Here is a 25,090-nt window from a genome sequence, read left to right as displayed (position 1 = left end):
GTGCGTCCGCTGACGCGGCACACTCGACCCAGCACGTTACCCGGCAGAGGGTGCAACCGCCCTGTCCACGTCCTTCACCTCTGCCGTTGAGCGCAGGTTCAGCTCGCGCAACTGTTTGGCCGACACGAAGCTTGGCGCGCCCATCATCAGGTCCTCCGCCTTTTGCGTCATCGGGAAGGTGATGACCTCGCGGATGTTCGGCTCATCGGCGAGCAGCATGACCATGCGATCAATGCCTGGCGCCGAGCCACCGTGCGGCGGGGCGCCGAATTTGAAGGCGTTGATCATGCCCGCGAAATTGGTGTCCACGTCCGCCTGGCTGTAGCCCGCGATCTCGAACGCCTTGTACATGATCTCTGGTCGATGGTTCCGGATCGCGCCCGACGACAGCTCGATGCCATTGCAGACGATGTCGTACTGGTAGGCGAGGATGTCGAGTGGGTCTTTGGTTTCCAGCGCTTCCAGCTCGCCTTGCGGCATCGAGAACGGGTTGTGGCTGAAGTCGATCTTCTTCGCGTCCTCGTCATATTCGAACATCGGGAAGTCGACGATCCAGCAGAACTCGAAACGCTTGGGATCGATCAGGCCCAGGTCGTGGCCGACTCGGGTGCGGGCGAGACCCGCCAGCTTGGCCGCTTGCGCTTCCTTGCCCGCTGCGAAGAACAATCCGTCATCCGGACCAAGTCCCAGCGCGTCGGCAAGGGCGTTCATCTTGTCCTCGCCATGGTTCTTGGCGATCGGACCACCCCATTCGCCGCCCTTGCGGGTCGCATAGCCAAGCCCCGCGAACCCCTCGCTCTGCGCCCAGGCGTTCATGTCGTCAAAGAACTTGCGGCTCTTCTCTGCGGTGGCGGGCGCCGGGATCGCGCGCACCACGTCTCCGCCATCGACGATCGAGGCGAAGCGCCCGAAGCCGGAGCCTCGGAAGTGGTCGGACACGTCGGAGATCTCGATCGGATTGCGCAGGTCGGGCTTGTCATTGCCGTACTTAAGCATCGACTCGCGATACGGGATGCGGCGGAACGGCAGGGCGGAAACCTGACGCCCCTTGCCCTGCCAATCGGCGAACTCTTCGAACAGGCCGTGGAGCACCGGCTCGATTGCCTGGAACACGTCCTCCTGCGTGACGAAGCTCATTTCGAAGTCGAGCTGGTAGAACTCACCCGGTGAACGATCCGCTCGCGCGTCCTCGTCACGGAAGCAGGGCGCGATCTGGAAATAACGGTCAAAGCCCGCCACCATCAGCAGCTGCTTGAACATCTGCGGCGCCTGGGGGAGCGCATAGAACTTGCCCGGATGGACGCGGCTGGGGACGAGGTAGTCGCGGGCACCTTCGGGGCTTGATGCGGTCAGGATCGGCGTCTGGAATTCGGTGAAGCCGCTGTCCACCATGCGGCGGCGGATGGAAGCGATGACGTTCGACCGCAGCAGGATATTGGCGTGCAGCTTCTCACGACGCAGGTCGAGGAAGCGATAACGAAGGCGTATGTCCTCCGGATATTCGGCATCGCCTGCCACCGGCATGGGCAGTTCCTGCGCGGTGGACTGGACGGTCGCCGCGCGGGCGAACACCTCTATCGCGCCGGTCGGCAGGTTCGGGTTCACCGTGGCAGGGGTGCGCGCCTTCACGACGCCATCGATGGTAATCACCGACTCGGCGCGGGCAGCTTCCAAGGTTGCCAGCGCCGGGCTGTCGCTGTCCGCCACTACCTGCGTGATTCCATAATGGTCGCGCAGGTCGACGAACAACACGCCGCCGTGATCGCGCTTGCGATGCACCCAGCCCGACAGGCGAACAGTGTCGCCAACCGCCGAAGCGTTCAGCGCGGCGCAGGTGTGAGTGCGATAGGCGTGCATCGTCTGGTCCGTATTCCCGCGCAGGCTGGACCCCGAAGGGTTCCGGACACCACGCGCTATGCCCCCGCTCATCGCGAGGACGTGATTGAATGAAGGCGTCGCCCTCCCCTCCTCAACCCCCTTTTGTCAACCGGGAAGCGCCGCGCTACAGCGGGCCGATGCACATCCACCCCCTGGTCACCGACAGCGTAACGCTCGCCAACCTTTGCCACCGCTGGGCGCAAGCCGACTTCATCTGCGTCGACACGGAGTTCATGCGTGAAAGCACGTACTGGCCCGAACTCTGCCTGATCCAGGTCGCGGATACGGAAGAGGCTGCCGCCATCGATCCAATGGTGCCCGGCCTCGACCTCCAGCCGCTTCTCGACCTGATGGTGAACAACGAGGAAGTGCTGAAGATATTCCATGCCGGTGGGCAGGACATCGAGATCATCTATAACCTGACCGGCAAGACTCCTCACCCGCTGTTCGACACTCAGGTCGCCGCGATGGCGCTGGGGCAAGGCGAACAGATCGGCTATTCGAACCTGGTCGATAGCTGGCTGGGCATCAGCATCGACAAGGGCGCCCGCTTCACGGATTGGGCTCGTCGCCCGCTCGATGCGCGCCAGATCGAATATGCCATCGGCGACGTCACACACCTCGCGAATATCTTCCCGAGAATGCTTGAGCGGCTGCGAAAGACTGGTCGCGGTGCCTGGTTGGATCAGGAAATGGAGCGTCTGGCGGATCCCGCAAACTATGCCAACGATCCTGACCTCGCCTGGAAGCGGATTCGCGTGCCGAGCCGCAAGGCCGACGTGCTCGGCCGATTGAAGGCCTTGGCGCGCTGGCGCGAGCTGGAAGCGCGCAACAAGGATCTCCCGCGCGGCCGGATCGTGAAGGATGAAACGCTTGCGGATCTTGCCGGCCATTCCCCACGCAAGCAGGCCGACCTTGCCAAGGTGCGCGGACTGTCCGCGACCTGGGCCAGCAACGACATCGGCGCGCGGCTGATGGCGACCCTGGAAGCGGCAACCCCGCTGCCGGCCGACGAGATGCCGCCCCGCGACGATCGCAAGCCCGGATTGGGCAAGGACGGCTCCCTCGTGGCGGACTTGCTGAAGCTGCTGCTCAAGATTCGTGCGCGCGACATCGACGTGGCCCCACGCCTTCTCGCGCGATCCGAGGAACTGGAGGCACTCGCCGCAGGCGTGCGCGGCGGATTGCCGATGCTGGAAGGCTGGCGTTTCGACCAGTTCGGCCGCGACGCGCTCGACCTGGTGGAAGGGCGGCTTGGCTTCGCCGTAAAGGGCGGCAAGCTGAAGATGACCAGGGCCGACGAGGCTGTCGACGCCGCTGCGTGAGTAGGGGTGGGCAGCCCTGCCCCTAACGGTGCGCAACGGCGGTTGGAGCTTCGCCTTTGCGCGTGGCCGTCGTACCAGGGCTGACTGCCACGACTGAACGCCTTAGCCTCGTCGGTCGCCGGCGCCCTTACGCGCATTGCGTCCGACTCCCCGTCGGGTGCCCAGGTCACTCACGTCCGGCTCCGTCGCCCCGGCGGGTCGCGGCCGATCACGGGTGAGCCTGTCGGTGCCGCCGCTTAATCGCTGACCTTCAGCTTGGCGGCTGCGTTCCAGGCGGCCGCCAGGGCGCCGTGCCGCTTTTCAACTGCCTCACCGTACAAGGCCCGGTCGGTGGGCGCGAGCGCAAGGGCGACCTCGCCTGGTGTGCGCTGCAGCGACGATCGCTCCAGCGGGCCCGCAAGACCGCCGGACAACCGCTGGCCAAGCCGCATGGCCAGTCCCCACGCGCTTGCCATCTTCAACTCCGCCGCGCTTGCCAGGGCCGGCAAGGGAGGCGGGCTGTCCGTGCGCCCGCACAGGCTGGTGAACAATGCCTGGGCCAGCATCGCACGCTCATGTGCCTCGATCGCTACCCAGTTGCCATGCAAGGCGATCTCAACGCCGCGCTCGGCCCGGAACTCTGGGTTGGCGCGCCAGCCCACATCGGCCAGCAGGCAGGCCGCGTGCCGGATGCGCGTCGCCCAGCCCGGCTCTCCCGCGAAGACCGGCTGGACCCATCGGTCGAGCAGGTCACCATGTTCCGCGAACCGTCCAAGCAGCCGCCCTTCATCGCGCGCGGCTACGATCAGCGGGTCGAGCGCACGCGTCTGTGGGTCCAGGGCGGCGTGCAGCAACCCTTCGCGCAGCCCGAAAGCCGATGCGATAGCGACCCGGCTCCCCAGCAACCGGAACAGCACATCCAGCAGCGCGGCCGCATCGGCCAGCGTGGCTGAGCGTCCGGCGGAAAGGCCTGGCACGTGGCGCAGGGTCGCCTTGTCCATTCGCGGCAGGGCCCGGCACAGATGCGCTACCCGATCAGGCGTCAGGCCATATTGGTGGATCACGGGCAGGGGGTATCCGGTCAGGCCCATGTCGAGCCGGGCCAATGCGCGCCATGACCCGCCGACCAGGTACAAGGGCAGGCCTTGTCCCTTGTTCAGCCACCCCGCCGCCTCCACCAGCGCGCCGACATGACGCTCGAAGCCCTTGCCGCGCCGTTCCTTCAACGCCGCCAGCCGCAACACGCCAAGGGGGAAGGATACGCGCGCGGCGACCGACCCTTTCTTAATGCGGACCAGTTCCAAACTGCCGCCGCCCAGGTCTCCCACGATGCCATCGGCCCCGGGTATCGCCGACAGCACCCCGTTGCCGGCCGCGGTCGCTTCCTCTTCCCCAGTCAGCAGTTCCACCGTCAAGCCAAGGTCGCGTGCAGCTTCGATCAGGCGACCGCCATTGGAGGCATCGCGTACCGCAGCGGTCGCTACCGTGCGGACCTGTTCCGCCCTCATCTCCCGCGCCACTGCGGCAAAACGGGCCAGCGCGATCTTCGCTGACGCCATGCCGGCCTCATCGATCGCGCCCGTCGCGGACAGGTCGCGGCCAAGGCCCGCCAGCACCTTTTCATTGAACAGTACCGCCGGAAGCCGGGGCGGTCCCTGGTACACCACAAGCCGGATCGAATTCGAACCGATGTCGATAATGGCCGTGCGCGGCTGCGTGGTGTTGTTCATTATCAGGCGGAACCGATCGTCAGCGTTGGCACCTGGGCAGGGGAATCGAGCGCCGCACCCCGGCCCGACAGCGACGGGTTCGTCATGAAATAGCGGTGCAGGTTGAACGGCCGCTCACCTGGCGACAGCCGGGTGTAGCTACCGTCCGGGTTCAGTGCCCAGCTTTGTTCGGTATCGATCAGGTTCGCGACCATCACCTGGTCCAGCACCTGGTCGTGCACCGTCGGGTTCAACAGTGGCAGCATGTATTCCACCCTGCGGTCGAAGTTCCGCGGCATCCAGTCGGCAGAGGAAATGAACACAGCCGCGCCGTCGTTGGGCAGTGCAGCCCCGTTTCCGAAGGCCCAGATGCGGCTATGCTCCAGGAAACGGCCGACGATGGATCGAACGCGGATGTTTTCCGACATGTTCTCCACGCCCGGCCTCAAGCAACAGATTCCGCGGATGATCAGTTCGACCTTCACCCCCGCCGCACTCGCCTCGTAAAGCTTTTCGATGATCGCAGGATCGACAAGGGAGTTCATCTTGGCCCAGATCGCGCCTGGTCCGCCGCCCTTGGCCGTGGCGATCTCCGTATCGATCAGGTCAACCAGTCGGTCACGCAGGTCGCGCGGGGACAGGCTGACGCGCGCCATGGACGATGGCTCAACGTATCCGGTGATGTAGTTGAACATCTGCGCCGCATCCGACCCGATCTTGGGATCGGCGGTGAAGAAGCTGAGATCGGTATAGATTCGGGCCGTGACCGGGTGATAGTTGCCGGTGCCAAAGTGGCAGTATGTGCGATAGCCCTGCCCTTCTCGGCGGACCACCATTGCTACTTTCGCGTGCGTCTTCCAGTCGATGAAGCCATAGATGACCTGGACGCCCGCACGCTCCAGCGCGCTGGCCCAGGCGAGGTTCTGCTCCTCGTCGAAGCGCGCCTTCAACTCGACCACCGCCGTGACGGACTTGCCCGCCTCCGCCGCAGCGATCAGGGCGTTGATAACGGCCGGCTGCTTACCCGCGCGATACAACGTTTGTTTAATCGCGACCACGTCAGGGTCGTTCGCCGCCTGTTTCAGGAAGGCGAGCACCACCTCGAAAGTCTCGTAGGGATGCTGGACGACAAGGTCCTTGGACTTGATCGCGGCAAAGCAATCGCCCCCAAACTCCCGGATCCGCTCGGGAAAGCGAGGAGTAAAGGGCGGAAACTTCAGGTCGGGCCGGCCCTCGTCAACCAACATCGACAGGTCGGCGATGCCGAGCAGGTTGCCGCTTTCCGTGATGATCGCGTCGGCGCCACCCAGTTCCTCCTTCAACACCGCGGCGAGCGCGTCGGAGATGCCTGTCTCCAACTCCAGCCGGATCACCCGGCCACGGCGGCGGCGCTTGATGGCATTGGCGAAGTAGCGGACCAGATCCTCCGCTTCTTCCTCGATCTCGATGTCGCTGTCGCGCAGCACGCGAAAGCTTGCGGCCCCGCCCACGTCATAGCCGGGGAACAACAGCGGCGCGAACCGCTTCAGGATCGTCTCCACGGCTACATAGCGGGCGACCTCACCCGGAAGCCGGACAAAGCGCGGCGTGGAGGCGGGTAGCATCACCAGTTCGCGAATCGGCTCATCGTCCGACCGGCGCACCAGGTCGAAAATGACGCTGAGGCCGCGATTGGGGATGAACGGAAACGGATGCGCCGGGTCCAGCGCCTGCGGTGTCAGCGTCGGGAAGATCTGCTCGAGAAAATGCGTCTCGAGCCACTTGGACGTCTCGTCGTCGATCGCGTCCCGGCGCAACACGAACAAGGACGCCTCATCGAGAGCCACGCGCAAGTCGCCCCACACCGCCTGCTGGCTGTCCATCAACCGATCGGCCTCCGCTGTGATGGCGGCAAGCTGTTGCGTGGTGGTCAGCCCGTCGGCAGAACGCTGGTCCACATCCTGCTTCTGCTGCCCCTTCAGCCCGGCAACGCGGACCATGAAGAATTCGTCGAGGTTCGAACCGGAGATCGACAGGAAGCGAAGTCGCTCGAGCAGGGGGTGCGCCGTGTTGCAGGCCTCCTCCAGCACGCGGCGGTTGAAGGCGAGCCAGGACAGTTCGCGATTGAAGTACCGGTCCCCTCCCGCGCCATCAAAGGGATCATCGTCGCGCGCGGCAAGGCGGGTCAGGTGCGCAGGCCGGCTCATGCCACGTCCCTTCGGGGCGCGATCAGCCCCGCGTCGAGCAGGGCGTTGCGCGCAAAGGGAATCGACAACCTCTTGCGCCGCTCAAAAGCTTCCTGGTCCAGCAGATCCACCGTGCGCATAACGGCCAGGTGGCTGCGTTCGATCCGGCTCGCGAGCCAATCGAGAAGGTCGGGTCGGGCGTCGAGCCCGCGCCGGGCGAAAAGATGTTCAAGCAAGGATCGCATCAGCGCGTCATCGGGTGGTTCGATGACGGCAACGTTACTGGCCGCTATGCGCGACCGAAGATCGGGAAGTTTTATCGTCCACACCGGCGGTGCGGCGTCCGCGATCATCAGCAGCGGCATCCGTTCCGCCTGCGCGCGGTTCCAGGCGTGGAACAGCTCTGCTTCGGGCACCTGCTCCGCTTCGTCGATGATGGTGCCCCCGCTTTTCGCGGCGAAGATGCGGGCCAGCAGGCTGCGCCCGGATTTGCGGGGACCGACGAGCAGCGCCGCTCGCACTGACCACGTCCCCCAATGATCCAGCAGGTGAACGGCCCGCGCATTGGACGGGGAAACCAGAAAAGCGTCGTCACGCGGCACCGCGGGCCAGGCCAGCGGTAAGGCGATCTGGCTCATTCCGCTCCTCAGCCCCCCGTCACATTGTCGCGCGACAGGTCTGGCGGCAGCAGTTGCGGCACCCGCCGGATCCGAATGGCGGTTCCGCTGCCGAGTACCTGATAACCGCGCGCTTCCATGGCGGCGCGGAACCCGTCGGGATCGCCGTCAAAGGTGACGCGCAGCACCGACACGCCGCCCAGTGCAAGGCTGGTCGTCTGGGCCGACCGCACACCCGGTACTCCGCGCAAGATCGATTCGATATTGGCGACCGCCGACGCGGAGGGCGTGTCGGCCTGCACCGTGATCGCGATACCCGGCGAGTTCGATAGGGTCGCCGGGTTGTTCGGGTCGTTGATGACGCCGTCTGCCGAATCGACCGCATCCCCTTCATCCGTTTCGACGGGGGTTGGCGCTGGCGGCGGTGACAGGGTCGGGTCAACCGACAGCATTCCTCCGCGCAGAGCCCGGGCATACATGTCGTCCAGGCGCTTGACGCCCGCGTCCAGCAGCTGGGCGATGCCCGCGGAACTGCCGACCCGCAACGTGAAGCTGCCGATCAATCGATTGTCAGGCCCATGCCGTGCCTGGAATACACCGATGACCGGGCCACCGGGCCATTGCCGATACAGCCTGACCACCGGGATCAGGATGTCCGATGCGCCATACTGGTCGATGACCGTCCGCCACCAGCCGCGACCCGGGCGTTGAACCTGGCCAACGTTGAGGAGAAGCGAATCGGCACCGGTGCCGGCCGGCCTGATGTAATCGATCGCGCTGTTGCCGGTGCGGAACCGGGCCCAGGCGCGCTGCCAATCGGTGGTCTGCTCGAAAACCGTGCCGACTCCACCCGACCATTGTACCGGAATGACCAGCATGGGCGGGGACCGATCGGCATAGGCACTGATGCCGAGCAGGCTCGCGGCCCGCGACCGATTGAACAGCACGCCAAGCCGCGCGACATAGCGCTTCGGGCCGATCTGCTCGTTCTCGACCACGATGCCCGACACGATCTGGTCCAGCGTGCCGTCGCCGATCGCTGCGCCGCCTCCGCCCAGGCGGTTGGAAAGCTGCACCCATGCCTTGCGCTGGGCGAGGCGCCAGCCGCCATAGCGCGCCTGGTCGGCAGTGGGCGCGGCCACGTCGACGGTCACGCCCGACACCTCGTAGCTGCCGGAACTGTCGACCGGCGCGACGCCGCGAGCCGTATCGACCTGCGCCGATGTGCTGTGCCCTGCCCCCATGGCGAGCGCGACAGCCGCGCCGGCGGCAAGGATGGAACGGAAACGCATTGCCCGCCTTTTGGCGAAGCAGACGTGGAAATCCAAGCGCGTTGTGGTTAGTCGCCAGGAATGGCCGAAGACACCTCCCCCGCATCCTACACTTATGCCGACGCTGGCGTGTCGATCGCGGCCGGCAATGCGCTGGTGCGCGCCATTGCCCCGCTCGCGCGCGCCACCCGCCGTCCAGGCGCTGATGCTGACCTCGGCGGCTTTGGCGGCATCTTTGATCCCAAGGCGGCAGGCTTCAAGGATCCGTTGCTGGTTGCCGCTAATGACGGTGTCGGCACGAAGCTGAAGCTCGCGATCGAATGGGACCGGCACGAGGGGGTCGGCGTCGACCTCGTCGCGATGTGCGCGAACGACCTGATCGTGCAAGGCGCAGAGCCGCTGTTCTTCCTCGACTATTTCGCGAGCGGCCGGCTGGATGGTGCGATCGCCGAGCGGGTGGTCGCCTCCATTGCAGAGGGGTGCAAGCAGGCCGGCTGCGCGCTGATCGGGGGCGAGACCGCGGAAATGCCCGGCATGTATGCGGAGGGTGATTATGACCTCGCCGGCTTCTGCGTCGGCGCGGTGGAGCGCGACCAGTTGCTGACCGGTCAGCAGATCGCGCCCGGTGACGTCATTCTCGGCCTCGCCTCCTCGGGAGTGCACTCCAACGGCTTCTCGCTCGTGCGCCGGCTTGCGGCCGACAAGGGTTGGCGACTCGATCGCCCGGCTCTGTTTGACGCCGACCGCCTGCTGATCGACTGGCTGATGGCGCCGACCCGCATCTATGTCGCCAGCTTGCTGCCCTTGCTGCGCGCCGGGCGGATCCGGGGCCTCGCACATATCACCGGCGGCGGATTGCTGGAGAACGTGCCCCGCGTGCTGCCGCGCGACACGCACGCCGTGATCGACGCGGACAGCTGGCCCTTGCCGCGCCTGATGGCCTTCCTCCAGGCTCAGGGAGCGATTGAGCCCGAGGAGATGGCGCGCACCTTCAACACCGGCATCGGCATGGTCGTGATCGCGGGCCCGCACGAGGTAGAACGCGTCACGGCGTCGCTGACCGACGCTGGCGAGACGGTGCACCGGATTGGTTATGTCGAGGACGGCCCCCGCGGTTGCACCGTGCGTGGCAGCACCGATGTCTGGAGCGCGCGGTCGGACTGGAGCGCTACGCACCATGGCTGATCCGGCGCGGGTCGCTGTGCTTCTGTCCGGCCGCGGGTCCAACCTGCGCGCCCTAGTCGAAGGAGCGCAGGGCTATCGCGTCGTGCTGGTCGCGTCAGACAAGCCGGATGCTGGCGGGCTCGCCTGGGCCGCGGAGCAGGGCATCGCTACATTCGCTCTCAGCCCGCGCGGGATCGGCAAGCAGACCTATGAAGAGGCGCTGGATGCTGCGTTGTGCCAGGCCGGGGTGCAGGTGATTGCGCTTGCTGGGTACATGCGCCTGCTGTCCGACGCCTTTGTGGATCGCTGGCGCGGGCGAATGATCAACATCCACCCTTCCCTCTTGCCCAAGTACAAGGGGCTCGACACCCACGCCCGCGCAATCGCGGCGGGTGATGCGGTTGCGGGCTGTTCGGTGCACCTGGTCACTGAGGAACTGGACGGGGGGGAACTGCTCGGTCAGGCGGAGGTGCCGATCGAGCCAGGTGATACGCCCGACAGCCTCGCCGCCCGCGTGCTGGTGGCGGAACATCAGCTTTATCCCCGCGTCTTGTCGGAGTTCAGCCGAGCCATGACCGACCACCCCGCCCTGCCTCGCCTTCGCGACCTCGCCCATGCCTTGCCGGGTACGGAAGAGCGCCCGAGCCACGGACAGCCGACCTTCTTCGTCGAGGGCAAGATGTTTGCTCAGTTTCGTGACGACCACCATGGCGACGGTCGCACGGTCGTCGCGGTCAAGGCAAGCTCCCCGAACGAAGCTTCCATGCTGATCGAGGCGGCGCCCGACCTTTATTCAAAGGTGGCGTATTTCCGGGCCGAATGGGTCGGGCTCAACCTCGTCGATCCAGACTGGCAGCTCGTGGAGGATCGGGTGGCGCAAAGCTGGGAGCTTGCTGCGCCCAAGGCTCTGCTGGAAGCAGGCGGCCGGTGAGCGAAAGCGCGGATCAGGCGCGCACTCGCCGCCGCTGGATCAGCCTGGCCGAGTTTGTGGCGGTCGCCGGTCTGATCATCGCCGCCCTCGGCTTCTGGAACAGCTGGTCGGAACGCCGCGACGCGCAGGCCGACCGGGCGCAGGCCGCGCAGGATGCGGCCAAGAAGTCCCGCTACGTGCTGAAGGGTGAGGTGGCGTCCGACAAGTCGGTCAAGCTGACCCGTGATGAGAATCACCCGCTCAGCGAAGCACGGGTCAGCTTTCCCAAAGCGCTCGGCGTCGGTCCGCAGGACGCCTTGGCGGACTCGATCAACGCCGACTGGTTCGCGAAGCCGCTGCTCAAGCTGACGGATGGCGGTCCCGACGATCGGACCGGCCGCCTCCCGGTGCTGATCACCTACACATACAACGACGCCGACGGGGAACATCGCGCCAGCGGCATCTATGATGTGATCTGGCAGACCAGGCCCGGCACCCTGCCGCTGCAGGGCCGCCGGCTTACCATCGCCAACTTCCGTCTGCGCCATGCGGGCGGAAGCCAGGCCGAGCTCGATCGCTTGTGGACCAGGCCCTGACCGGCCGGTCAGCGCAAAAGCCTGTAGCTCCTAGATCTCTCGCGCGTAGACGACATCGTCGAACCAGGTCGATCCGACCAGAAACCGGCGCTCGCCGCGCAGCATGAAGCCCTGCCGCTCGTAAAAGGCCCGCGCCCGCGCATTGGTGGCAAGTACCCCAAGCCATAAAGTCTGTGCGCCGAGCGTCTGCGCATCCTCGGTCGCCCGCTCCATCAGCTGCGCCCCAAGGCCCTGCCCCTGGCAACGCGACAGAGCATAGATACGTCGCAGTTCGATATCCTGCGGACCAAGCTGCATCGGCAGGTCGGGTCGCGTCAGGACCGAATAGCCCAGCGGCGCCGCGCCATGTTCATGCTCGGCAAGCGTGACGACGCTGTCCGGGTCCGAAATCCACGCCGCGAAAGCGTCCGTCGAACTCTTGCGCGCGACATGGGCGATGATGTCGGGGCCGGCGAGCACACCGGCAAACGTGTCGAGGAAAGTAGCCGCCGCGACCAGCGCGGCCGCGGCGGCGTCGTCGACCGACGCGCGCCGCAGCCGCCAGGACATCAGCCGACGATCTCGTTCGGCTGGAAGAAATAGGCGATCTCGATCGCCGCATTCTCGTCACTGTCGGAACCGTGGACGCTGTTCGCCTCGATCGATTCGGCCAGCTCCTTGCGGATCGTGCCCGGCTCGGCATTGGCGGGGTTGGTCGCGCCCATGATGTCACGGTTGCGCTTCACGGCGTCCTCGCCCTCGAGCACCTGTACGACCACGGGGCCCGAGATCATGAACTCGACCAGGTCGTTGAAGAAGGGGCGCTCGCGGTGAACGGCGTAGAAACCCTCGGCCTGCTCGCGCGACATCTGGATGCGCTTGGACGCGACAACGCGGAGGCCGGCTTCCTCCAGCATCTTGGTGACCGCACCGGTCAGGTTGCGACGGGTCGCGTCGGGCTTGATGATCGAAAAAGTACGGTTCGCGGCCATGACGGTCACGCTGCTCCTGCTCTGGTGTGGGAAGTCGCCGCGCCTCTAGTCGGCGGGTCCGGCGGATGCAACCGCCACGCCGGGCCGCTGGTCAGGCCGCCTGTTCCCAGCGCCCGGCCTCGTTCTGTTTCCAATAGCGCCGCTCGATGCCGTCACGGTCGCCCAGCCCCTTCCAGGCCGCACGCGCCGCGCGGATCGCGTCTTCATCAAAGAAGTGGAAAGCGCGGTCGAAATCGAGCGCTTCATCGCGCCAAATGCCGTCCACCAGTGCGATGAAACGCGCGCCATTGGCGGCGTTGACGTCAGGCGCGATCAGCACGGGCTGGGCACGATCGTCACCCGCCCCCAGTTGCGCATGGGGCAGGAAAGAGTCGGGAGCGTAATTCCACAGCAGCCGGTCGAGGCCGGTTCGCTGGCCCGCATCCTCCGACACGATCAGCAGACGGGCGCCGCTCCCGATCACCTTTTCGACGATCTTCGGCAGCGCCCGGTCGAGCGGCATGGCGGTGAGGTGGTAGAAATCGACCTGCACCGCCCGCCCCTCAGCCTTCCAGGTTCTCGGACACGAAGCGATCGAGCAGGCGCACACCGTAACCGGTCGCGCCCTTGTCATGGTGGGTGCCCGGCTTGTCGGACCAGACCATGCCGGCGATGTCGAGGTGTGCCCACTTCACGCCTTCTTCGATGAAGCGGCCGATGAACTGCGCTGCGGTGATCGATCCTGCGCCCTTGCCGCCGATGTTCTTCATGTCGGCGATGGGCGAATCGATCATCTTGTCGTAGGTTGCCGACAGCGGGAACCGCCACAGCTTGTCGTCGCTGGCCAGGCCCGCCGCGATTAACTGTTCGGCAAGTCCGTCATCGTTGCTGAACAGGCCGCCATTCTCGTTGCCCAGCGCCACGATCATCGCGCCGGTCAGGGTGGCGAGGTCGACGATCGTGGTCGGCTTGTGGGTCCGCTGAACCCAGGTGACGGCGTCGGCCAGCACAAGCCGCCCCTCGGCGTCGGTGTTCAACACCTCGATGGTCTGGCCGGACATGGACGTCAGCACGTCGCCCGGACGCGTCGCGTTGCCGTCCGGCATGTTTTCGACCAGCCCCATGACGCCAACGACGTTCGCCTTCGCCTTGCGCAGCGCGAGGGCCTTCATGGTCCCGGCAACCGCCCCGGCGCCACCCATGTCCCACTTCATGTCCTCCATGCCGGCCGCCGGCTTGATGGAGATACCACCCGTGTCAAAGGTCACGCCCTTGCCGACCAGCGCGGTGACGGGGTCGCCCTCGCCAGCGCCGTTCCACCTCAGCGCAAGCAGCCGTCCCTCCCGCGCGGAACCCTGGCTGACGCCCAGCAGCGCGCCCATCCCAAGCTCCCGCATTGCCGCTTCGTCGAGCACCGTTGCCTCGATCCCCAGGCCCTCGACGCTCGCCAGCACCTGCTCGACGAAGGTTTCGGGATACAGGATGTTTGGCGGCTCGCTCACCAGCGTGCGGGTCAGCGCCATGCCGTCGGTCACCGCCGACTGCGCGCCCCAGGCAGCGTCCGTGCCGTCAGGCGCGCCGGCTATCGTGATCCGCTCAAGAGTCGGCTTCGAGTTTTCGGGCAGCTTGGTGCGATACTGGTCGAAGCGCCAGGCGCGCTGGGTGGCTGTTGCAGCGAAGCGCGCCACCGCCGCCGCGCTCGGCGTGTCCGGCGTTGCGGTCAGGTCGACGCTGACGTCCGTGGCACCGGACGTCAGCAGCTTGGCGGTCAGGGCGCCACCGGCCTTGGCCCACCCGTCCTCATCGCCAGCGCCGACGCCCAGCAACAGGATCTGACGCGGCGTGGCACCCGCCAGAAATACGTCAACGATGCTGCCTGCCTCACCCTCGAACCGCGCCGCCCTGGCCGCAGCGGCGATGACAGCCTGGCCGCTTTCATCAACGTTGCCCCACGCCGCGCGCTCCAGCCCGTTCTTCGCGACGGGGACAGCGGTAATAGGGCTGCCGTCAACGGCAGTGCTGAAAACGATCTGCATGGGACACGAACCTTGACCAAACTGAAACATTACGCCCGCTCTAAGCTCCTCGCCCATATGCGGTAAAGCGCTGCGTTGCGCCCGGCCCGCGGCAGTGCGATAGGCGGGTCGATCCCGCTTTGTGCCGGCGTGGTCGACGACAAGGGTGACGGGGGGCTCGTGCTGCGTTGTAATCTGCTGGTGGGGAGCAGCCTTGCCCTTTCTCTCCTGTTCGGAACGGCTGCGGCCGCGCAGGACCTGGGCGACCGCAGCGTTCCCGCGCCCAGTGCCCCTGCCGCGCTGCCTGCGGACGCGCCCGTGCCCACCGCCGACCAGATCCAGTTCAGTGCCGATGCGCTCGAATATGACACGGACGCGGACATCGTCACCGCAACGGGCGAAGTACGCATGTCCCGCGACTCACAGCGGCTGCGGGCCGACAAGGTCGTGTGGAACCGCAACACGGGCCGGGTCGTCGCGACCGGCAACATCGCCGCCACCAACCCTGAGGGCGACATCGCCTATGGCGACTCGATCGAACTGACCGACACGTTGAAGGACGGGGTGGTCGCCAACCTGCTTCTCGTGCTCGAACGCGGTGGGCGCCTTGCGGCGGAGCGCGGGACGCGATCGGGGGATGGCACGGTCAATCTGGATCGCGCCGCCTATACTCCTTGTGCTGTCACGACCTCGGCCGGCTGCCCCAAGGAGCCGTCGTGGAAGATCACGGCGGTTCGGGTGACGTACCGGCCGGAGCGCGGGCGCGTGTATTACGTGGGCGCCCGCTTCAACCTGTTCGGGCTGCCGACGGTGCCGCTTCCGAAATTTTCGCACCCGATCGGCGGGGGCAGCGACAGCGGCCTGCTCACTCCAGACATCCGCTACGACCGCGTCAATGGACTGGAGTTTGCGCTTCCCTATTACCGCGCCTTCGGGCCGAACCGCGGCCTGACGGTCACGCCGCACATCCACAGCAGTGTTCTGCCGATGGTTCAGGCCGACTATTCGGCGCTCGGTGACATGGGTGCATTCCGCGTGACCGCCTATGGCACCGTCAGCCGGCGCAGTGACGACCTGACCGCGGCCGGAACCAGCGTCAGCACCGAACAAGCGTTCCGCGGCTACATCGATGGTGTCGCGCGCTATCAATATACACCCAACTGGAGCGCGTCGGCTTCTGTCCGCCTCGCCACCGACCGCACGTTCCTGCGCCGGTACGACATCTCGCGCGACGATCGGCTGCGCAGCACGGCGAGCCTTCAGCGGATCGACGACAACAGCTATTTCGCGTTGACCGGCTGGTATTTGCAGACCCTGCGCGTCAACGATCGTCAGGGGCTCCAGCCCGTCGCGTTTCCTGAGCTCGACTACCGCAAGCGGTTCGATGACGGTCTGATCGGGGGCCGCTTCACCGCGCAGGTGAACACCCTCGCGATCGGCCGTTCCGCCGGGCAGGATACGCAGCGTGCTTTCGCCAGCCTGCGCTGGGACCTGCGCCGCCTGACCAATTGGGGTCAGGAGGTGACACTCACCGCCTACGCCCGCGGCGATGTCTACCATACCAACGAAACGCTCACGAGCCCGCTGCTGTATCGTGGGCTGGATGGGTACCAGGCCCGCGCCATCGGTGCGTTGGCCGTTGACGTGCGCTGGCCTTTTGTTGGCAGCTTCCTTGGCGGTACGCAGCGCCTGACGCCCCGGCTTCAGATCGTTGCGGCGCCGCACCTCAAGAACCTGAGCATCCCGAATGAGGACGCCCGTGCGGTGGATCTTGAGGACTCGAACCTGTTCTCGCTGAACCGCTTTGCCGGTTACGACCGGTTCGAGGACTCGAGCCGAGCCACCTATGGCGCGGAATGGGCGGTCGACCTTCCCGGCGTCAGCCTGAACGCGGTGATCGGCCAGAGCTACCGCCTCGATGAACGGTCCGGCATCTTCTATGACGGCACTGGCCTCTCGGATCGCTTCTCCGACATCGTCGGCCGGACCGAACTGCGCTTCCACGACCTGATCTCCGTCACGCATCGGTATCGCCTGGATAAGGACAGCCTTGCGGTCCGCCGCAACGAAGTCGACGCGACCCTCGGCTCGCGCAGTACCTATGTTCTGCTCGGCTATCTGCGGCTCAACCGGAACATCTCGCCTGCAATCGAGGATTTGCAGGACCGTGAAGAAGCGCGGGTTGCCGGGCGGGTTCAGTTCGCGCGGTTCTGGTCGGCCTTCGGTTCGGCGGTGGTCGACCTCACCAACCGTGCGGAGGACCCGCTCAGCCTGTCGGACGGGTTTGATCCTGTCCGCCACCGCCTGGGTGTCCAATATGAGGACGACTGCCTTCGCCTGGGGCTTACCTGGCGGCGCGATTACAACAACACGGGCGATGCGCGGCGCGGCAACAGCTTCCTGTTGACGCTGGCGTTCACCAACCTCGGCCGCTAAGCCCGGGTTCAGCTAATTTGCGGCAAGTAGCGACCGATTGCGCGTGCCGCGCGAATGGGATGAACGATCAGTGACTCACAGCTTCGCACGCGCCGCGCTGGGCCTCGCTGCCGCCGCGGCGCTGACCGGTTCCGGATTTGCCCAAACGGTATCCGACTCGACCGTGCCCCAGACCAGCCTGAACCTGCCTGCTAACCTGCAGATCTTCGGCAAGCTCGATCCGAACGTTCGCAAGGCGACGGCGATCGTCAACGACTCCGTGATCACGGGCACCGACGTCGACCAGCGCGTGGCGTTGATCAAGCTCGCGAATGAGGGAGAGATACCCGGCGGCGACCTCGACGCGTTGAAGCTTCAGGTGCTGCGGAGCCTGATCGACGAGACGTTGCAGATCCAGGAAGCGAAAACGGCCGACATCAACGTTTCTTCCGACGAGATCAATTCCAGCTTCAACAGCGTTGCAGGCCGCTTCCAGCAGACACCGGCAGCGTTCCGGGACTATCTGCGCAAGAACGGTACGTCCGAACGCTCGCTCCGTCGCCAGATCGAGGCGGGGCTGGCGTGGCAGCGCTATCTGCGCCGCCGCATCGCGCCAACCGAGAATGTGGGCGATACGGAGGCTCAGGCCATCATCGATCGCTTGAAGCAATCGCAGGGCGTCGAGGAATACGCGGTTCACGAGATCTACCTGCGCGCCGACCCGTCCAACCAGGAACAGGTAACCGGGCAGATGCGTCAGATCGTGGCCGAGCTGCAGAAGGGGCAGCAGCCATTCGAAGCGTTCGCGCGCAAATACTCCCAGTCGCCGACGTCCGGCGTGGGCGGCGATCTTGGCTGGGTTCGTGCGGCGGTGCTGCCGGACACGATGGCAGAGGCGCTGAACCAGATGTCGGTGGGTCAGGTCGCAGGGCCGATCCCGACGCCCGGCGGCGTGTCGCTGGTTTACCTGACGGACAAGCGGCGTGTCGGCGCGGCCGACCCGCGTGACGCGCGTCTCAGCCTCAAGCAGATGACGATCAAGTTCCCGGCCGGCACCAGCCAGGCCGAAGCGTCCGCTCGCACCGCCGCCTTTGCCAAGACGATCCAGACCCTGCGCGGCTGCGGCAGCGTTGAGAAGGTCGCGGCAAGCGTCAACGCGGACGTGCTCGACAACGACACCGTTCGTATCCGCGACATGCCGCCGCAGCTTCAGGACATCATGCTGAAGCTTCAGGTTGGCGAAGCGACTCCCCCCTTCGGCTCGCCGGAACAGGGCGTTCGCACCCTGGTCCTGTGCGGCCGCGACGACCCGCGCACGGCTTCGTTGCCGGGCGTGGAGCAGGTCCGCGACCAGCTCGAACAGCAGCGCGTGAACCTGCGCGCCGATCAGAAGCTTCGCGATCTGCGGCGTGACGCGGTGGTGGAATATCGCTGAGGCGACCGCCGCCGTGACCGCCCCGCTGGCCGTCTCGATGGGCGATCCGGCAGGGATCGGGCCGGAAATCATCGCCAAGGCGTGGGCGGCCCGCAAGGAGCATGATCTGCCCGCCTTTGCCGCTATCGGCGATGCCCGCGCGGTGGCGCAGGTGTGGCAGGGTCCGGTTCAGCAGGTGCGCAGCCTCCTGGAGGCCGCTAACGTGTTCGCCGCTGCTTTGCCGGTGCTGCAGATCGATGGCGTGCACCAGATCGTCCCAGGCCTGCCCGACGTCGAGGGCGCGCGCAGTGCACTGCATTCGCTCAACACCGCTGTCGGCCTGGTTCGGGAGGGGTCGGCACGCGCGCTGGTGACTGGGCCTGTGTCGAAGGCGCAACTCTATGCCGCCGGATTCGACCATCCCGGCCAGACCGAATTTGTCGCCGAACGCTGCGGCGTATCGGGTGAGAACGCCGTGATGATGCTGGCCGGCCCGACGTTGCGGGTCGTGCCGATCACCCAGCACGTGCCCCTGGCCGCCGTGCCCGGGCTGCTGACGGTTGACCTGATCGTGGCAAAGGCGCGGGTCACGGCGCGTGGCCTTGCCCGCAACTTCGGGATCGACGCACCCCGCCTCGCCTTTGCTGGCCTCAACCCCCATGCCGGTGAGACCGGCACGATCGGGCGCGAAGAGATCGAGATCATTGAGCCTGCCATCGCCCAGCTCCGTCAGGAAGGGCTCGACGCCACCGGCCCATTCGCGGCCGACACGCTGTTCCACCCTCGCGCTCGCGAGAAGTACGACGTGGTGCTGTGCCCGTATCACGACCAGGCGCTCGTGCCGCTTAAGACCATTCACTTCGATGAGGGCGTGAACATCACGCTGGGGTTGCCGATCGTGCGGACCTCTCCCGACCACGGAACCGCGTTCGGCATCGCCGGCCAGGACCTGGCGAACCCCGGCGCGATGATCGCGGCGATCGCGATGGCCGCCCGCGCGGCGGAGCACCGTGCCGCCCACGTCCTTTCGCGATGACGACCCCCGAGCTGCCTCCCCTTCGTGAGGTCATCGCGCGGTACGGACTGTCGGCCAGCAAGGCGCTAGGGCAGAACTTCCTTTTCGATGGACAGCTCCTGGCGCGCATCGCAGCCGTACCGGGCAACCTGGAGGACCAGGACGTGCTGGAGGTCGGGCCGGGTCCCGGCGGCCTCACCCGCGCGCTGCTGGCCGCCGGCGCGCGCGTCACCGCGATCGAGCGCGACCAGCGCTGCATCCCGGCACTGGAGGAGCTTGGCGCGGCCTATCCCGGCCGCTTGCGCCTGATCGAAGGCGACGCGCTCGCCGTGGACGCGCCCACGCTGTTCGAGGGGCGGCCGCACATCGTATCCAACCTGCCCTATAATGTCGGCACCGCCCTGCTCGTCGGCTGGCTCAGCGGCGCATGGCAGCCCTGGTGGCAGTCGCTGACGCTGATGTTCCAGCGCGAGGTAGCAGACAGGATCGTCGCGACGCCTGACAGTTCGGCGTACGGGCGCCTTGCCGTCCTCGCTCAATGGCGCAGCACGGCGCGGATCGCGATGCCGGTGCATCGTTCCGCCTTCACGCCGCCGCCAAAGGTGATGTCGGCCGTTGTCGCGATCCGCCCAGCCGAGCCGCCGGCCGGGGTTGACGTTGCCACTCTGGAGCGGGTCACCGCTGCCGCCTTCGGCCAGCGCCGCAAGATGCTGCGCCAAAGCCTCAAGTCAGTGCCCGGTGCTCTCGCCGCGCTCGATCGACTCGGCATCGACCCGACACGCCGGGCCGAGACCCTGTCCGTCGACGACTTCGTGGCGGTGGCGCGTACTATTCGGGTTGCGGAGTAACCTTGGTCGCCACCTGAGCCGTGGTGACCGGAGGCCCCTTGGCGATCACCGCTGCCAGTTGCGTCGCTTCACCACAGCTCGCCTTGCACAGCTTGCGGATGCGGGACAGGTTCTCACGCGCCTGCGCGATCGCCCCCTTGTTGACCAGCGCCTCTCCCTGCCCGCTCAGGGCGGCAAGGTCGTTGGGCTCCAGCAACAGCGCCTCACGGTACAGCCGGATCGCCTTCCCAGGCAGCCCGCGCGCCGATGCGACCTCTGCCAGAGCGATGAAAGCGGCGCGGTTGCGCGGGTCCACCGCCACGGCTGTCTCGATCAGGTCGGTCGCACCATCCAGGTTGCCCGCCGCGCGAGCGGCCCTGCCCTGCGCCAGCAACTGCATGGAACGCGCGTCGATCTGATCGTCCGGCTTCTGCCCGCTGAGCGACGTCGACACGCACACCAGCGTCAGGGCGGCAGCGAAAGCGACGGAGGTAACGCGCATGAACAACTCCACGGGAGACACAGGCGAACGAACTACCATGGTGCCCGCAACCGCGCGACAAAAAAGCCGTCGGTGCTGTCACTCGCCGGGTCCAGCCGCCATCCATGGCCGCGGGCTCGCCCGAGTGGCAGATCAAGGGCGTCGACGCTCCAGTCCGCGTGATCGGCCAGGAACGCATCGACCTGATCCGTCCCCTCCGCATCCAGCAGGGAGCAGGTAACATAGGTCAGCGTACCGCCCGGCCGAACCAGCGGCGCGGCCAGCGACATCAGGTACGCCTGTGTCGCGACCAGCCGCTCCAGTCGTGCAGGCGTCAGCCGCCATCGCGCTTCAGGGTTCCGACGCCAGGTGCCCGTCCCTGAACACGGTGCGTCGATCAGCACCGCGTCTATCCGTCCAGCCTCACCGCCCAGCGCCTCGGCCTCACGACCCGGATTGAGCAGCCTTGTTTCGATGATGGTCGCGCCCGCCTGCTCCGCGCGCGCAGGCAGGCGGGACAGGCGCGCCCGGTCGGTGTCGGTCGCCAGGATATGCCCGCTGTTCGCCATCATCGCCGCGAGCGCCAGGCTCTTGCCGCCGGCACCCGCGCACAGGTCCAGCACCCGGGTGTTGGCGGACGCGGGCACGACGCTCGCAACGATCTGGCTGCCTACATCCTGGATCTCGACCAAACCCGCCAGCCGCGCCACATCGGTTCCAGCGGGCAAGCGCAAGGCATCGGGGGCGCCCGCGACCGGGAAAGCATCGGGCAGCTCCGCGACGATCTGCGCAGGCTCCGCGCGCAGCCGGTTCACCCTGACATCGAGCGGCGCTCGCTCGATCAAGGCCGCCTGCTGCTCCGCATTCAGCCCCGATGCTGTCAGCGCCTCGGTCAGCCAGGCGGGCGCCACCCCCGCTGGCGCAACCGGCTCGGCGGCGTCGATCGGGGCGGGTCCATGATGCGATCCGTCAAAGGTGTCGGCCAGCGCCGCGTCCTCTCGCGCCAGCGCCAAAAGCGCCGCGCGGCCCGTCACCGGCACCTCTCCCGCGCGGCGTATAGCGGCATAGACCAGCTCGCGCACGGCGCGGCGGTCCTTGGACCCGGCATAACGACGCTGGGCGAAATAGCGGGCGATCAGCGTGTCCGCAGCCGCCCCACCCTCCCTTGCCGAAGAGATGATGCCATCGAGCAGCTCGATCGCGGCTTCTGTTCGTGCCGCCGGTGTCATCCTGGCAACCTAGCGGGTGGGATAATTGGGCGCTTCACGGGTGATGGTCACGTCATGGACATGACTTTCCTTCAGCCCCGCGCCCGTGATCTGGACGAACTGCGCCCGCTCCTTCAGGTCGGGGATGGTCGCCGCCCCGGTATAGCCCATCGCCGCCTTGATGCCGCCGACCAGCTGGTGGATGACCTCGCGCGCCTGACCCTTGAACGCCACCTGGCCCTCGATCCCCTCGGGTACCAGCTTCAGCTGATCCTTGACCTCGCCCTGAAAATACCGGTCGGCCGACCCGCGGCCCATGGCGCCGACGGACCCCATGCCGCGATACGACTTATAGGCGCGCCCCTGATACAGGAACGTCTCGCCCGGCGCCTCTTCCGTGCCCGCCAGCAGCGATCCGACCATGCAGGTCGACGCGCCCGCCGCGAGCGCCTTGGCAAGGTCGCCGGAGGTGCGCAGGCCCCCGTCGGCGATCACCGGCACGCCGTGACGGTGCCCTTCTTCGGCGCAGTCCATCACCGCGGTCAGCTGCGGAACCCCTACGCCAGCGACAACGCGGGTGGTGCAGATGGAACCGGGGCCAATGCCCACCTTGATCCCGTCCGCCCCCGCATCGATCAGCGCGCGCGTGGCCTCGGCCGTGGCGACGTTGCCCGCCACCACCTGCACCGCGTTGCTCAGCTTCTTCACTCGCTCCACCGCGCGCGCGACGTCGCGGTTGTGGCCATGCGCGGTGTCGATCACGATCAGGTCGCACTCGGCATCGACCAGCGCTTCGGTCCGGTCGAAACCCTTGTCGCCGACCGTGGTCGCGGCGGCGACGCGCAGCCGTCCTGCGGCATCCTTGGTCGCGTCGGGATAGGTGACAGCCTTCTCGATATCCTTCACCGTGATAAGCCCGACGCAACGATACGCGTCGTCCACCACCAGCAGCTTTTCGATACGGCGCTGGTGCAACAGCCGCCGCGCTTCTTCCTGCCCGACGCCGACGGATACGGTGGCTAGATTATCATGGGTCATCAGCTCGGACACTGGCTGTGCCGGGTTCTCGGCAAAGCGGACGTCGCGGTGCGTAAGTATGCCGACCAGCCGACCATTGCTTTCCACCACCGGGATGCCGCTGATCCGATGCTTCTCCATCAGGCGGCGCGCATCGGCCAGCGTGGCGTCGGGCGCGATGGTGATCGGATTGACGACCATGCCGCTTTCAAAGCGCTTCACGGCCCTTACCGCGTCCGCCTGCTCCTCAACCGTCAGGTTGCGGTGAAGCACGCCAATGCCGCCCAGCTGCGCCATGACGATCGCCATGTCGGCCTCCGTCACCGTGTCCATCGCGGCCGACAGGATCGGGATGTTGAGCCCGATCCCTCGGGTCAGCCGCGTGCGGGTGTCGGCTGCACTCGGCAGCACCTCGCTCGCGCCCGGCACGAGGAGCACGTCGTCAAAGGTGAGGCCGAGGCGGATGTTCATGGGTGCCGTGATCCTGCGAGGGGCAAGTGGCGGGCCATGTAACCGCGGCGGCGCTGAAGCGCTAGGGTGTGTTCTTGTCTCGCGATGCGCCAAGCTGTGCTCGATTGCTTTTGAACCCGCCCGGCAAGGCTCCTACGCTCCGGCAAAACTGGGAGGAACGAAAGATGGGTCTGATTGTCGCCGGCCTCGCGCTGCTGCTGGTGCTCTTCTACCTCATGACCAGCATCAAGATCGTGCGTCAGGGCTATCAGTATACGATCGAGCATTTCGGCCGGTTCACCGCCGTCGCAAAGCCCGGCTTCAACTTCTACCCGGCCTTCTTCTACCGCGTCGGCCGCCGGGTAAACATGATGGAGCAGGTGATCGACATTCCGGGACAGGAGATCATCACCAAGGACAATGCGATTGTCGCGACCGACGGCGTGCTCTTCTTTCAGGTGCTTGACCCGGCCAAGGCCGCCTATGAGGTATCGGACCTGTACATGGCGCTGCAACAGCTCACGACCACCAACCTGCGGACCGTGATGGGCTCGATGGACCTGGACGAGACCTTGTCCAAGCGTGACGAGATCAACGCACGACTGCTCTCGGTCGTCGACCACGCGACCAACCCGTGGGGGGTCAAGATTACGCGCGTGGAGATCAAGGATATCCGTCCGCCCCAGGACATCGTCGCCGCCATGGGCCGCCAGATGAAGGCCGAACGCGAAAAGCGCGCCAATATCTTGGACGCAGAAGGCGCCCGCGCTTCCGAGATCCTGCGGGCGGAGGGGCAAAAGCAGGCGCGCATCCTGGAAGCCGAAGGACGCCGCGAGTCCGCATTCCGCGACTCGGAAGCACGCGAACGCGCCGCCGAAGCTGAAGCTCTGGCGACCCGCGTCGTCTCCGAAGCGATCGAGAACGGGGGAACCCAGGCGATCAATTATTTCGTCGCGCAAAAGTACGTGGAGGCGATCGGCAAGTTCGCGACCAGCCCCAATGCCAAGACGATCCTGTTTCCGGTAGAGGCGACGCAGCTGATCGGGACGCTGGGCGGTATCGGCCAACTCGCCAAGGAGGCGCTGGGCGACGTTTCCGCCAACGGCCCCGCTTCGGCCAAGCCGCAACCTGGCGTGACGGTGCCGCGGATCACCCGCGACCTGCCCGAATCGTGACGCTGGACGGGGTCGGCGGCGCGGGCGGGGCGTGGCTGATCGCCGCGCTCGCTCTCGGCATCGCGGAGCTGGTGGTGCCGGGCGTGTTCCTGGTGTTCCTGGCGCTTGCCGCCGCGATCACCGGTGCCCTCGCCTTTGCGGTGCCGGGCATCCCGGTGGCGGTGCAGCTCCTGTCGTTCGCGCTGTGGTCGACGGTGGCTGTGCTAATCGGCCGCCGCTGGTATCATGACTATCCCGTCGCCACCGACGATGCCTTGCTCAACGACCGGGCGGGCCGCCTACTCGGGCAGGTCGTGACGGTGGACGTCGCCATTGCCGACGGGCACGGCCGGGTGCGCATCGGCGATGGCTCCTGGGCGGCCGAGGGCCCCGACCTTTCCGTGGGTTCCCCCGCCCGCATTACCGCGGTGCAGGGCGGTGTCGTGATCGTGGAGCCCCTGCCTTCGCCCTCCCCGCCCCCAACGGCCAAAGGTTGAGGCCCGGGCAGCTTTGCCCTACCGCGACCGCCT

At 66.5% G+C, this 25,090-nt stretch carries 22 protein-coding genes; 10 read left to right on the top strand and 12 right to left on the bottom strand.

The window, feature by feature from the left end; genetic code table 11:
- Window positions 1-36: 36 nt before the first annotated feature.
- Window positions 37-1,857 carry an aspartate--tRNA ligase gene (gene aspS / locus FHS94_RS07280; RefSeq protein WP_184056201.1) on the bottom strand — a complete coding sequence of 607 codons (1,821 nt, stop codon included), beginning with the start codon at window positions 1,855-1,857 and terminating at the stop codon, window positions 37-39.
- 158 nt (window positions 1,858-2,015) lie between these two features.
- Here aspS and rnd point away from each other — a divergent pair, with 158 nt between their 5' ends.
- On the top strand, window positions 2,016-3,203 hold the full coding sequence (gene rnd / locus FHS94_RS07275; protein WP_184056198.1) for a ribonuclease D: 1,188 nt from the start codon (window positions 2,016-2,018) through the stop codon (window positions 3,201-3,203).
- Window positions 3,204-3,439: 236 nt separating this feature from the next.
- On the opposite strand, the gene FHS94_RS07270 is transcribed toward rnd, so the two are convergent.
- The 4 genes from FHS94_RS07270 to FHS94_RS07255 are packed head-to-tail and all read right to left on the bottom strand — an operon-like array spanning window position 3,440 to window position 8,965.
- Complete coding sequence (locus FHS94_RS07270) at window positions 3,440-4,912, bottom strand: Ppx/GppA family phosphatase (protein ID WP_184056196.1); 1,473 nt, start codon at window positions 4,910-4,912, stop codon at window positions 3,440-3,442.
- A gap of 2 nt (window positions 4,913-4,914) precedes the next feature.
- Window positions 4,915-7,077 (bottom strand): RNA degradosome polyphosphate kinase, encoded by a 2,163-nt coding sequence (locus tag FHS94_RS07265; RefSeq protein WP_184056194.1) that lies wholly within the window; start codon window positions 7,075-7,077, stop codon window positions 4,915-4,917.
- On the bottom strand, window positions 7,074-7,694 hold the full coding sequence (locus tag FHS94_RS07260; protein ID WP_184056192.1) for an HdaA/DnaA family protein: 621 nt from the start codon (window positions 7,692-7,694) through the stop codon (window positions 7,074-7,076). The genes FHS94_RS07265 and FHS94_RS07260 overlap by 4 nt, the downstream gene beginning before the upstream one ends.
- An 8-nt stretch (window positions 7,695-7,702) precedes the next feature.
- Window positions 7,703-8,965, bottom strand: coding sequence for a heavy metal-associated domain-containing protein (locus FHS94_RS07255; protein ID WP_184056190.1), 1,263 nt, complete (start codon window positions 8,963-8,965; stop codon window positions 7,703-7,705).
- A 60-nt stretch (window positions 8,966-9,025) separates the two neighbouring features.
- Between FHS94_RS07255 and purM the strand changes: the two genes are divergently transcribed.
- The 3 genes from purM to FHS94_RS07240 are packed head-to-tail and all read left to right on the top strand — an operon-like array spanning window position 9,026 to window position 11,614.
- Window positions 9,026-10,129: a phosphoribosylformylglycinamidine cyclo-ligase gene (gene purM / locus FHS94_RS07250; protein WP_184056188.1), complete on the top strand. Its 1,104-nt coding sequence runs from the start codon at window positions 9,026-9,028 to the stop codon at window positions 10,127-10,129.
- Window positions 10,122-11,039 (top strand): phosphoribosylglycinamide formyltransferase, encoded by a 918-nt coding sequence (gene purN / locus FHS94_RS07245; RefSeq protein ID WP_184056186.1) that lies wholly within the window; start codon window positions 10,122-10,124, stop codon window positions 11,037-11,039. Before purM ends, purN begins: the two co-directional genes overlap by 8 nt.
- Window positions 11,036-11,614 (top strand): hypothetical protein, encoded by a 579-nt coding sequence (locus FHS94_RS07240; RefSeq protein WP_184056184.1) that lies wholly within the window; start codon window positions 11,036-11,038, stop codon window positions 11,612-11,614. The genes purN and FHS94_RS07240 overlap by 4 nt, the downstream gene beginning before the upstream one ends.
- Window positions 11,615-11,644: 30 nt before the next feature.
- On the opposite strand, the gene FHS94_RS07235 is transcribed toward FHS94_RS07240, so the two are convergent.
- From FHS94_RS07235 to FHS94_RS07220, 4 genes are all read right to left on the bottom strand, one after another.
- Window positions 11,645-12,163 carry a GNAT family N-acetyltransferase gene (locus FHS94_RS07235; protein WP_184056182.1) on the bottom strand — a complete coding sequence of 173 codons (519 nt, stop codon included), beginning with the start codon at window positions 12,161-12,163 and terminating at the stop codon, window positions 11,645-11,647.
- Window positions 12,163-12,585 carry a nucleoside-diphosphate kinase gene (gene ndk, locus FHS94_RS07230; protein ID WP_184056563.1) on the bottom strand — a complete coding sequence of 141 codons (423 nt, stop codon included), beginning with the start codon at window positions 12,583-12,585 and terminating at the stop codon, window positions 12,163-12,165. The genes FHS94_RS07235 and ndk overlap by 1 nt, the downstream gene beginning before the upstream one ends.
- 91 nt (window positions 12,586-12,676) lie before the next feature.
- Complete coding sequence (locus FHS94_RS07225) at window positions 12,677-13,117, bottom strand: DNA polymerase III subunit chi (RefSeq protein ID WP_184056180.1); 441 nt, start codon at window positions 13,115-13,117, stop codon at window positions 12,677-12,679.
- Between the two features lie 10 nt (window positions 13,118-13,127).
- A complete protein-coding gene (locus tag FHS94_RS07220; protein WP_184056178.1) occupies window positions 13,128-14,600 on the bottom strand; it encodes a leucyl aminopeptidase in 1,473 nt (490 codons plus the stop codon).
- A 162-nt stretch (window positions 14,601-14,762) separates the two neighbouring features.
- Here FHS94_RS07220 and FHS94_RS07215 point away from each other — a divergent pair, with 162 nt between their 5' ends.
- From FHS94_RS07215 to rsmA, 4 genes are all read left to right on the top strand, one after another.
- Window positions 14,763-17,015 (top strand): LPS-assembly protein LptD, encoded by a 2,253-nt coding sequence (locus tag FHS94_RS07215; RefSeq protein ID WP_184056561.1) that lies wholly within the window; start codon window positions 14,763-14,765, stop codon window positions 17,013-17,015.
- Window positions 17,016-17,085: 70 nt separating this feature from the next.
- Window positions 17,086-18,429, top strand: a complete 1,344-nt coding sequence (locus FHS94_RS07210) for a peptidylprolyl isomerase (RefSeq protein ID WP_184056175.1) — start codon at window positions 17,086-17,088, stop codon at window positions 18,427-18,429.
- A gap of 13 nt (window positions 18,430-18,442) precedes the next feature.
- On the top strand, window positions 18,443-19,444 hold the full coding sequence (gene pdxA / locus FHS94_RS07205) for a 4-hydroxythreonine-4-phosphate dehydrogenase PdxA (RefSeq protein ID WP_184056559.1): 1,002 nt from the start codon (window positions 18,443-18,445) through the stop codon (window positions 19,442-19,444).
- Window positions 19,441-20,271, top strand: coding sequence for a 16S rRNA (adenine(1518)-N(6)/adenine(1519)-N(6))-dimethyltransferase RsmA (gene rsmA / locus FHS94_RS07200; protein ID WP_184056172.1), 831 nt, complete (start codon window positions 19,441-19,443; stop codon window positions 20,269-20,271). The genes pdxA and rsmA overlap by 4 nt, the downstream gene beginning before the upstream one ends.
- On the opposite strand, the gene FHS94_RS07195 is transcribed toward rsmA, so the two are convergent.
- The 3 genes from FHS94_RS07195 to guaB are packed head-to-tail and all read right to left on the bottom strand — an operon-like array spanning window position 20,252 to window position 23,427.
- Entirely contained in the window at window positions 20,252-20,752 is a 501-nt protein-coding gene (locus FHS94_RS07195; RefSeq protein ID WP_184056170.1) for a tetratricopeptide repeat protein, read from the bottom strand. The genes rsmA and FHS94_RS07195 overlap by 20 nt on opposite strands.
- A 32-nt stretch (window positions 20,753-20,784) precedes the next feature.
- Window positions 20,785-21,960 (bottom strand): RsmB/NOP family class I SAM-dependent RNA methyltransferase, encoded by a 1,176-nt coding sequence (locus FHS94_RS07190; protein ID WP_184056168.1) that lies wholly within the window; start codon window positions 21,958-21,960, stop codon window positions 20,785-20,787.
- Window positions 21,961-21,969: 9 nt separating this feature from the next.
- Complete coding sequence (gene guaB / locus FHS94_RS07185) at window positions 21,970-23,427, bottom strand: IMP dehydrogenase (protein WP_184056166.1); 1,458 nt, start codon at window positions 23,425-23,427, stop codon at window positions 21,970-21,972.
- Window positions 23,428-23,591: 164 nt separating this feature from the next.
- Between guaB and FHS94_RS07180 the strand changes: the two genes are divergently transcribed.
- Together FHS94_RS07180 and FHS94_RS07175 are read left to right on the top strand one after the other, a co-directional pair.
- A complete protein-coding gene (locus FHS94_RS07180; RefSeq protein WP_246348421.1) occupies window positions 23,592-24,581 on the top strand; it encodes an SPFH domain-containing protein in 990 nt (329 codons plus the stop codon).
- Window positions 24,578-25,057 carry an NfeD family protein gene (locus FHS94_RS07175; RefSeq protein WP_184056164.1) on the top strand — a complete coding sequence of 160 codons (480 nt, stop codon included), beginning with the start codon at window positions 24,578-24,580 and terminating at the stop codon, window positions 25,055-25,057. The genes FHS94_RS07180 and FHS94_RS07175 overlap by 4 nt, the downstream gene beginning before the upstream one ends.
- The last annotated feature ends 33 nt before the right edge of the window (window positions 25,058-25,090 follow it).

Source organism: Sphingomonas aerophila, assembly GCF_014199305.1.
GTDB classification, from domain to species: domain Bacteria; phylum Pseudomonadota; class Alphaproteobacteria; order Sphingomonadales; family Sphingomonadaceae; genus Sphingomonas; species Sphingomonas aerophila.
The sequence above is the reverse complement of the archived record's forward strand: the minus strand, read 5'-3'. Positions and strand labels throughout refer to the sequence as shown.

What these genes read in the sequence shown, in the direction of transcription:
- FHS94_RS07190 (WP_184056168.1), bottom strand. Translation starts at nt 21,960, where the DNA reads ATGACACCGGCGGCACGAACAGAAGCCGCGATCGAGCTGCTCGATGGC.
- FHS94_RS07180 (WP_246348421.1), top strand. Translation starts at nt 23,592, where the DNA reads ATGGGTCTGATTGTCGCCGGCCTCGCGCTGCTGCTGGTGCTCTTCTAC.
- FHS94_RS07260 (WP_184056192.1), bottom strand. Translation starts at nt 7,694, where the DNA reads ATGAGCCAGATCGCCTTACCGCTGGCCTGGCCCGCGGTGCCGCGTGAC.
- FHS94_RS07195 (WP_184056170.1), bottom strand. Translation starts at nt 20,752, where the DNA reads ATGCGCGTTACCTCCGTCGCTTTCGCTGCCGCCCTGACGCTGGTGTGC.
- FHS94_RS07265 (WP_184056194.1), bottom strand. Translation starts at nt 7,077, where the DNA reads ATGAGCCGGCCTGCGCACCTGACCCGCCTTGCCGCGCGCGACGATGAT.
- ndk (WP_184056563.1), bottom strand. Translation starts at nt 12,585, where the DNA reads ATGGCCGCGAACCGTACTTTTTCGATCATCAAGCCCGACGCGACCCGT.
- FHS94_RS07220 (WP_184056178.1), bottom strand. Translation starts at nt 14,600, where the DNA reads ATGCAGATCGTTTTCAGCACTGCCGTTGACGGCAGCCCTATTACCGCT.
- rsmA (WP_184056172.1), top strand. Translation starts at nt 19,441, where the DNA reads ATGACGACCCCCGAGCTGCCTCCCCTTCGTGAGGTCATCGCGCGGTAC.
- FHS94_RS07255 (WP_184056190.1), bottom strand. Translation starts at nt 8,965, where the DNA reads ATGCGTTTCCGTTCCATCCTTGCCGCCGGCGCGGCTGTCGCGCTCGCC.
- purN (WP_184056186.1), top strand. Translation starts at nt 10,122, where the DNA reads ATGGCTGATCCGGCGCGGGTCGCTGTGCTTCTGTCCGGCCGCGGGTCC.
- FHS94_RS07270 (WP_184056196.1), bottom strand. Translation starts at nt 4,912, where the DNA reads ATGAACAACACCACGCAGCCGCGCACGGCCATTATCGACATCGGTTCG.
- purM (WP_184056188.1), top strand. Translation starts at nt 9,026, where the DNA reads ATGGCCGAAGACACCTCCCCCGCATCCTACACTTATGCCGACGCTGGC.
- aspS (WP_184056201.1), bottom strand. Translation starts at nt 1,857, where the DNA reads ATGCACGCCTATCGCACTCACACCTGCGCCGCGCTGAACGCTTCGGCG.
- rnd (WP_184056198.1), top strand. Translation starts at nt 2,016, where the DNA reads ATGCACATCCACCCCCTGGTCACCGACAGCGTAACGCTCGCCAACCTT.
- FHS94_RS07235 (WP_184056182.1), bottom strand. Translation starts at nt 12,163, where the DNA reads ATGTCCTGGCGGCTGCGGCGCGCGTCGGTCGACGACGCCGCCGCGGCC.
- guaB (WP_184056166.1), bottom strand. Translation starts at nt 23,427, where the DNA reads ATGAACATCCGCCTCGGCCTCACCTTTGACGACGTGCTCCTCGTGCCG.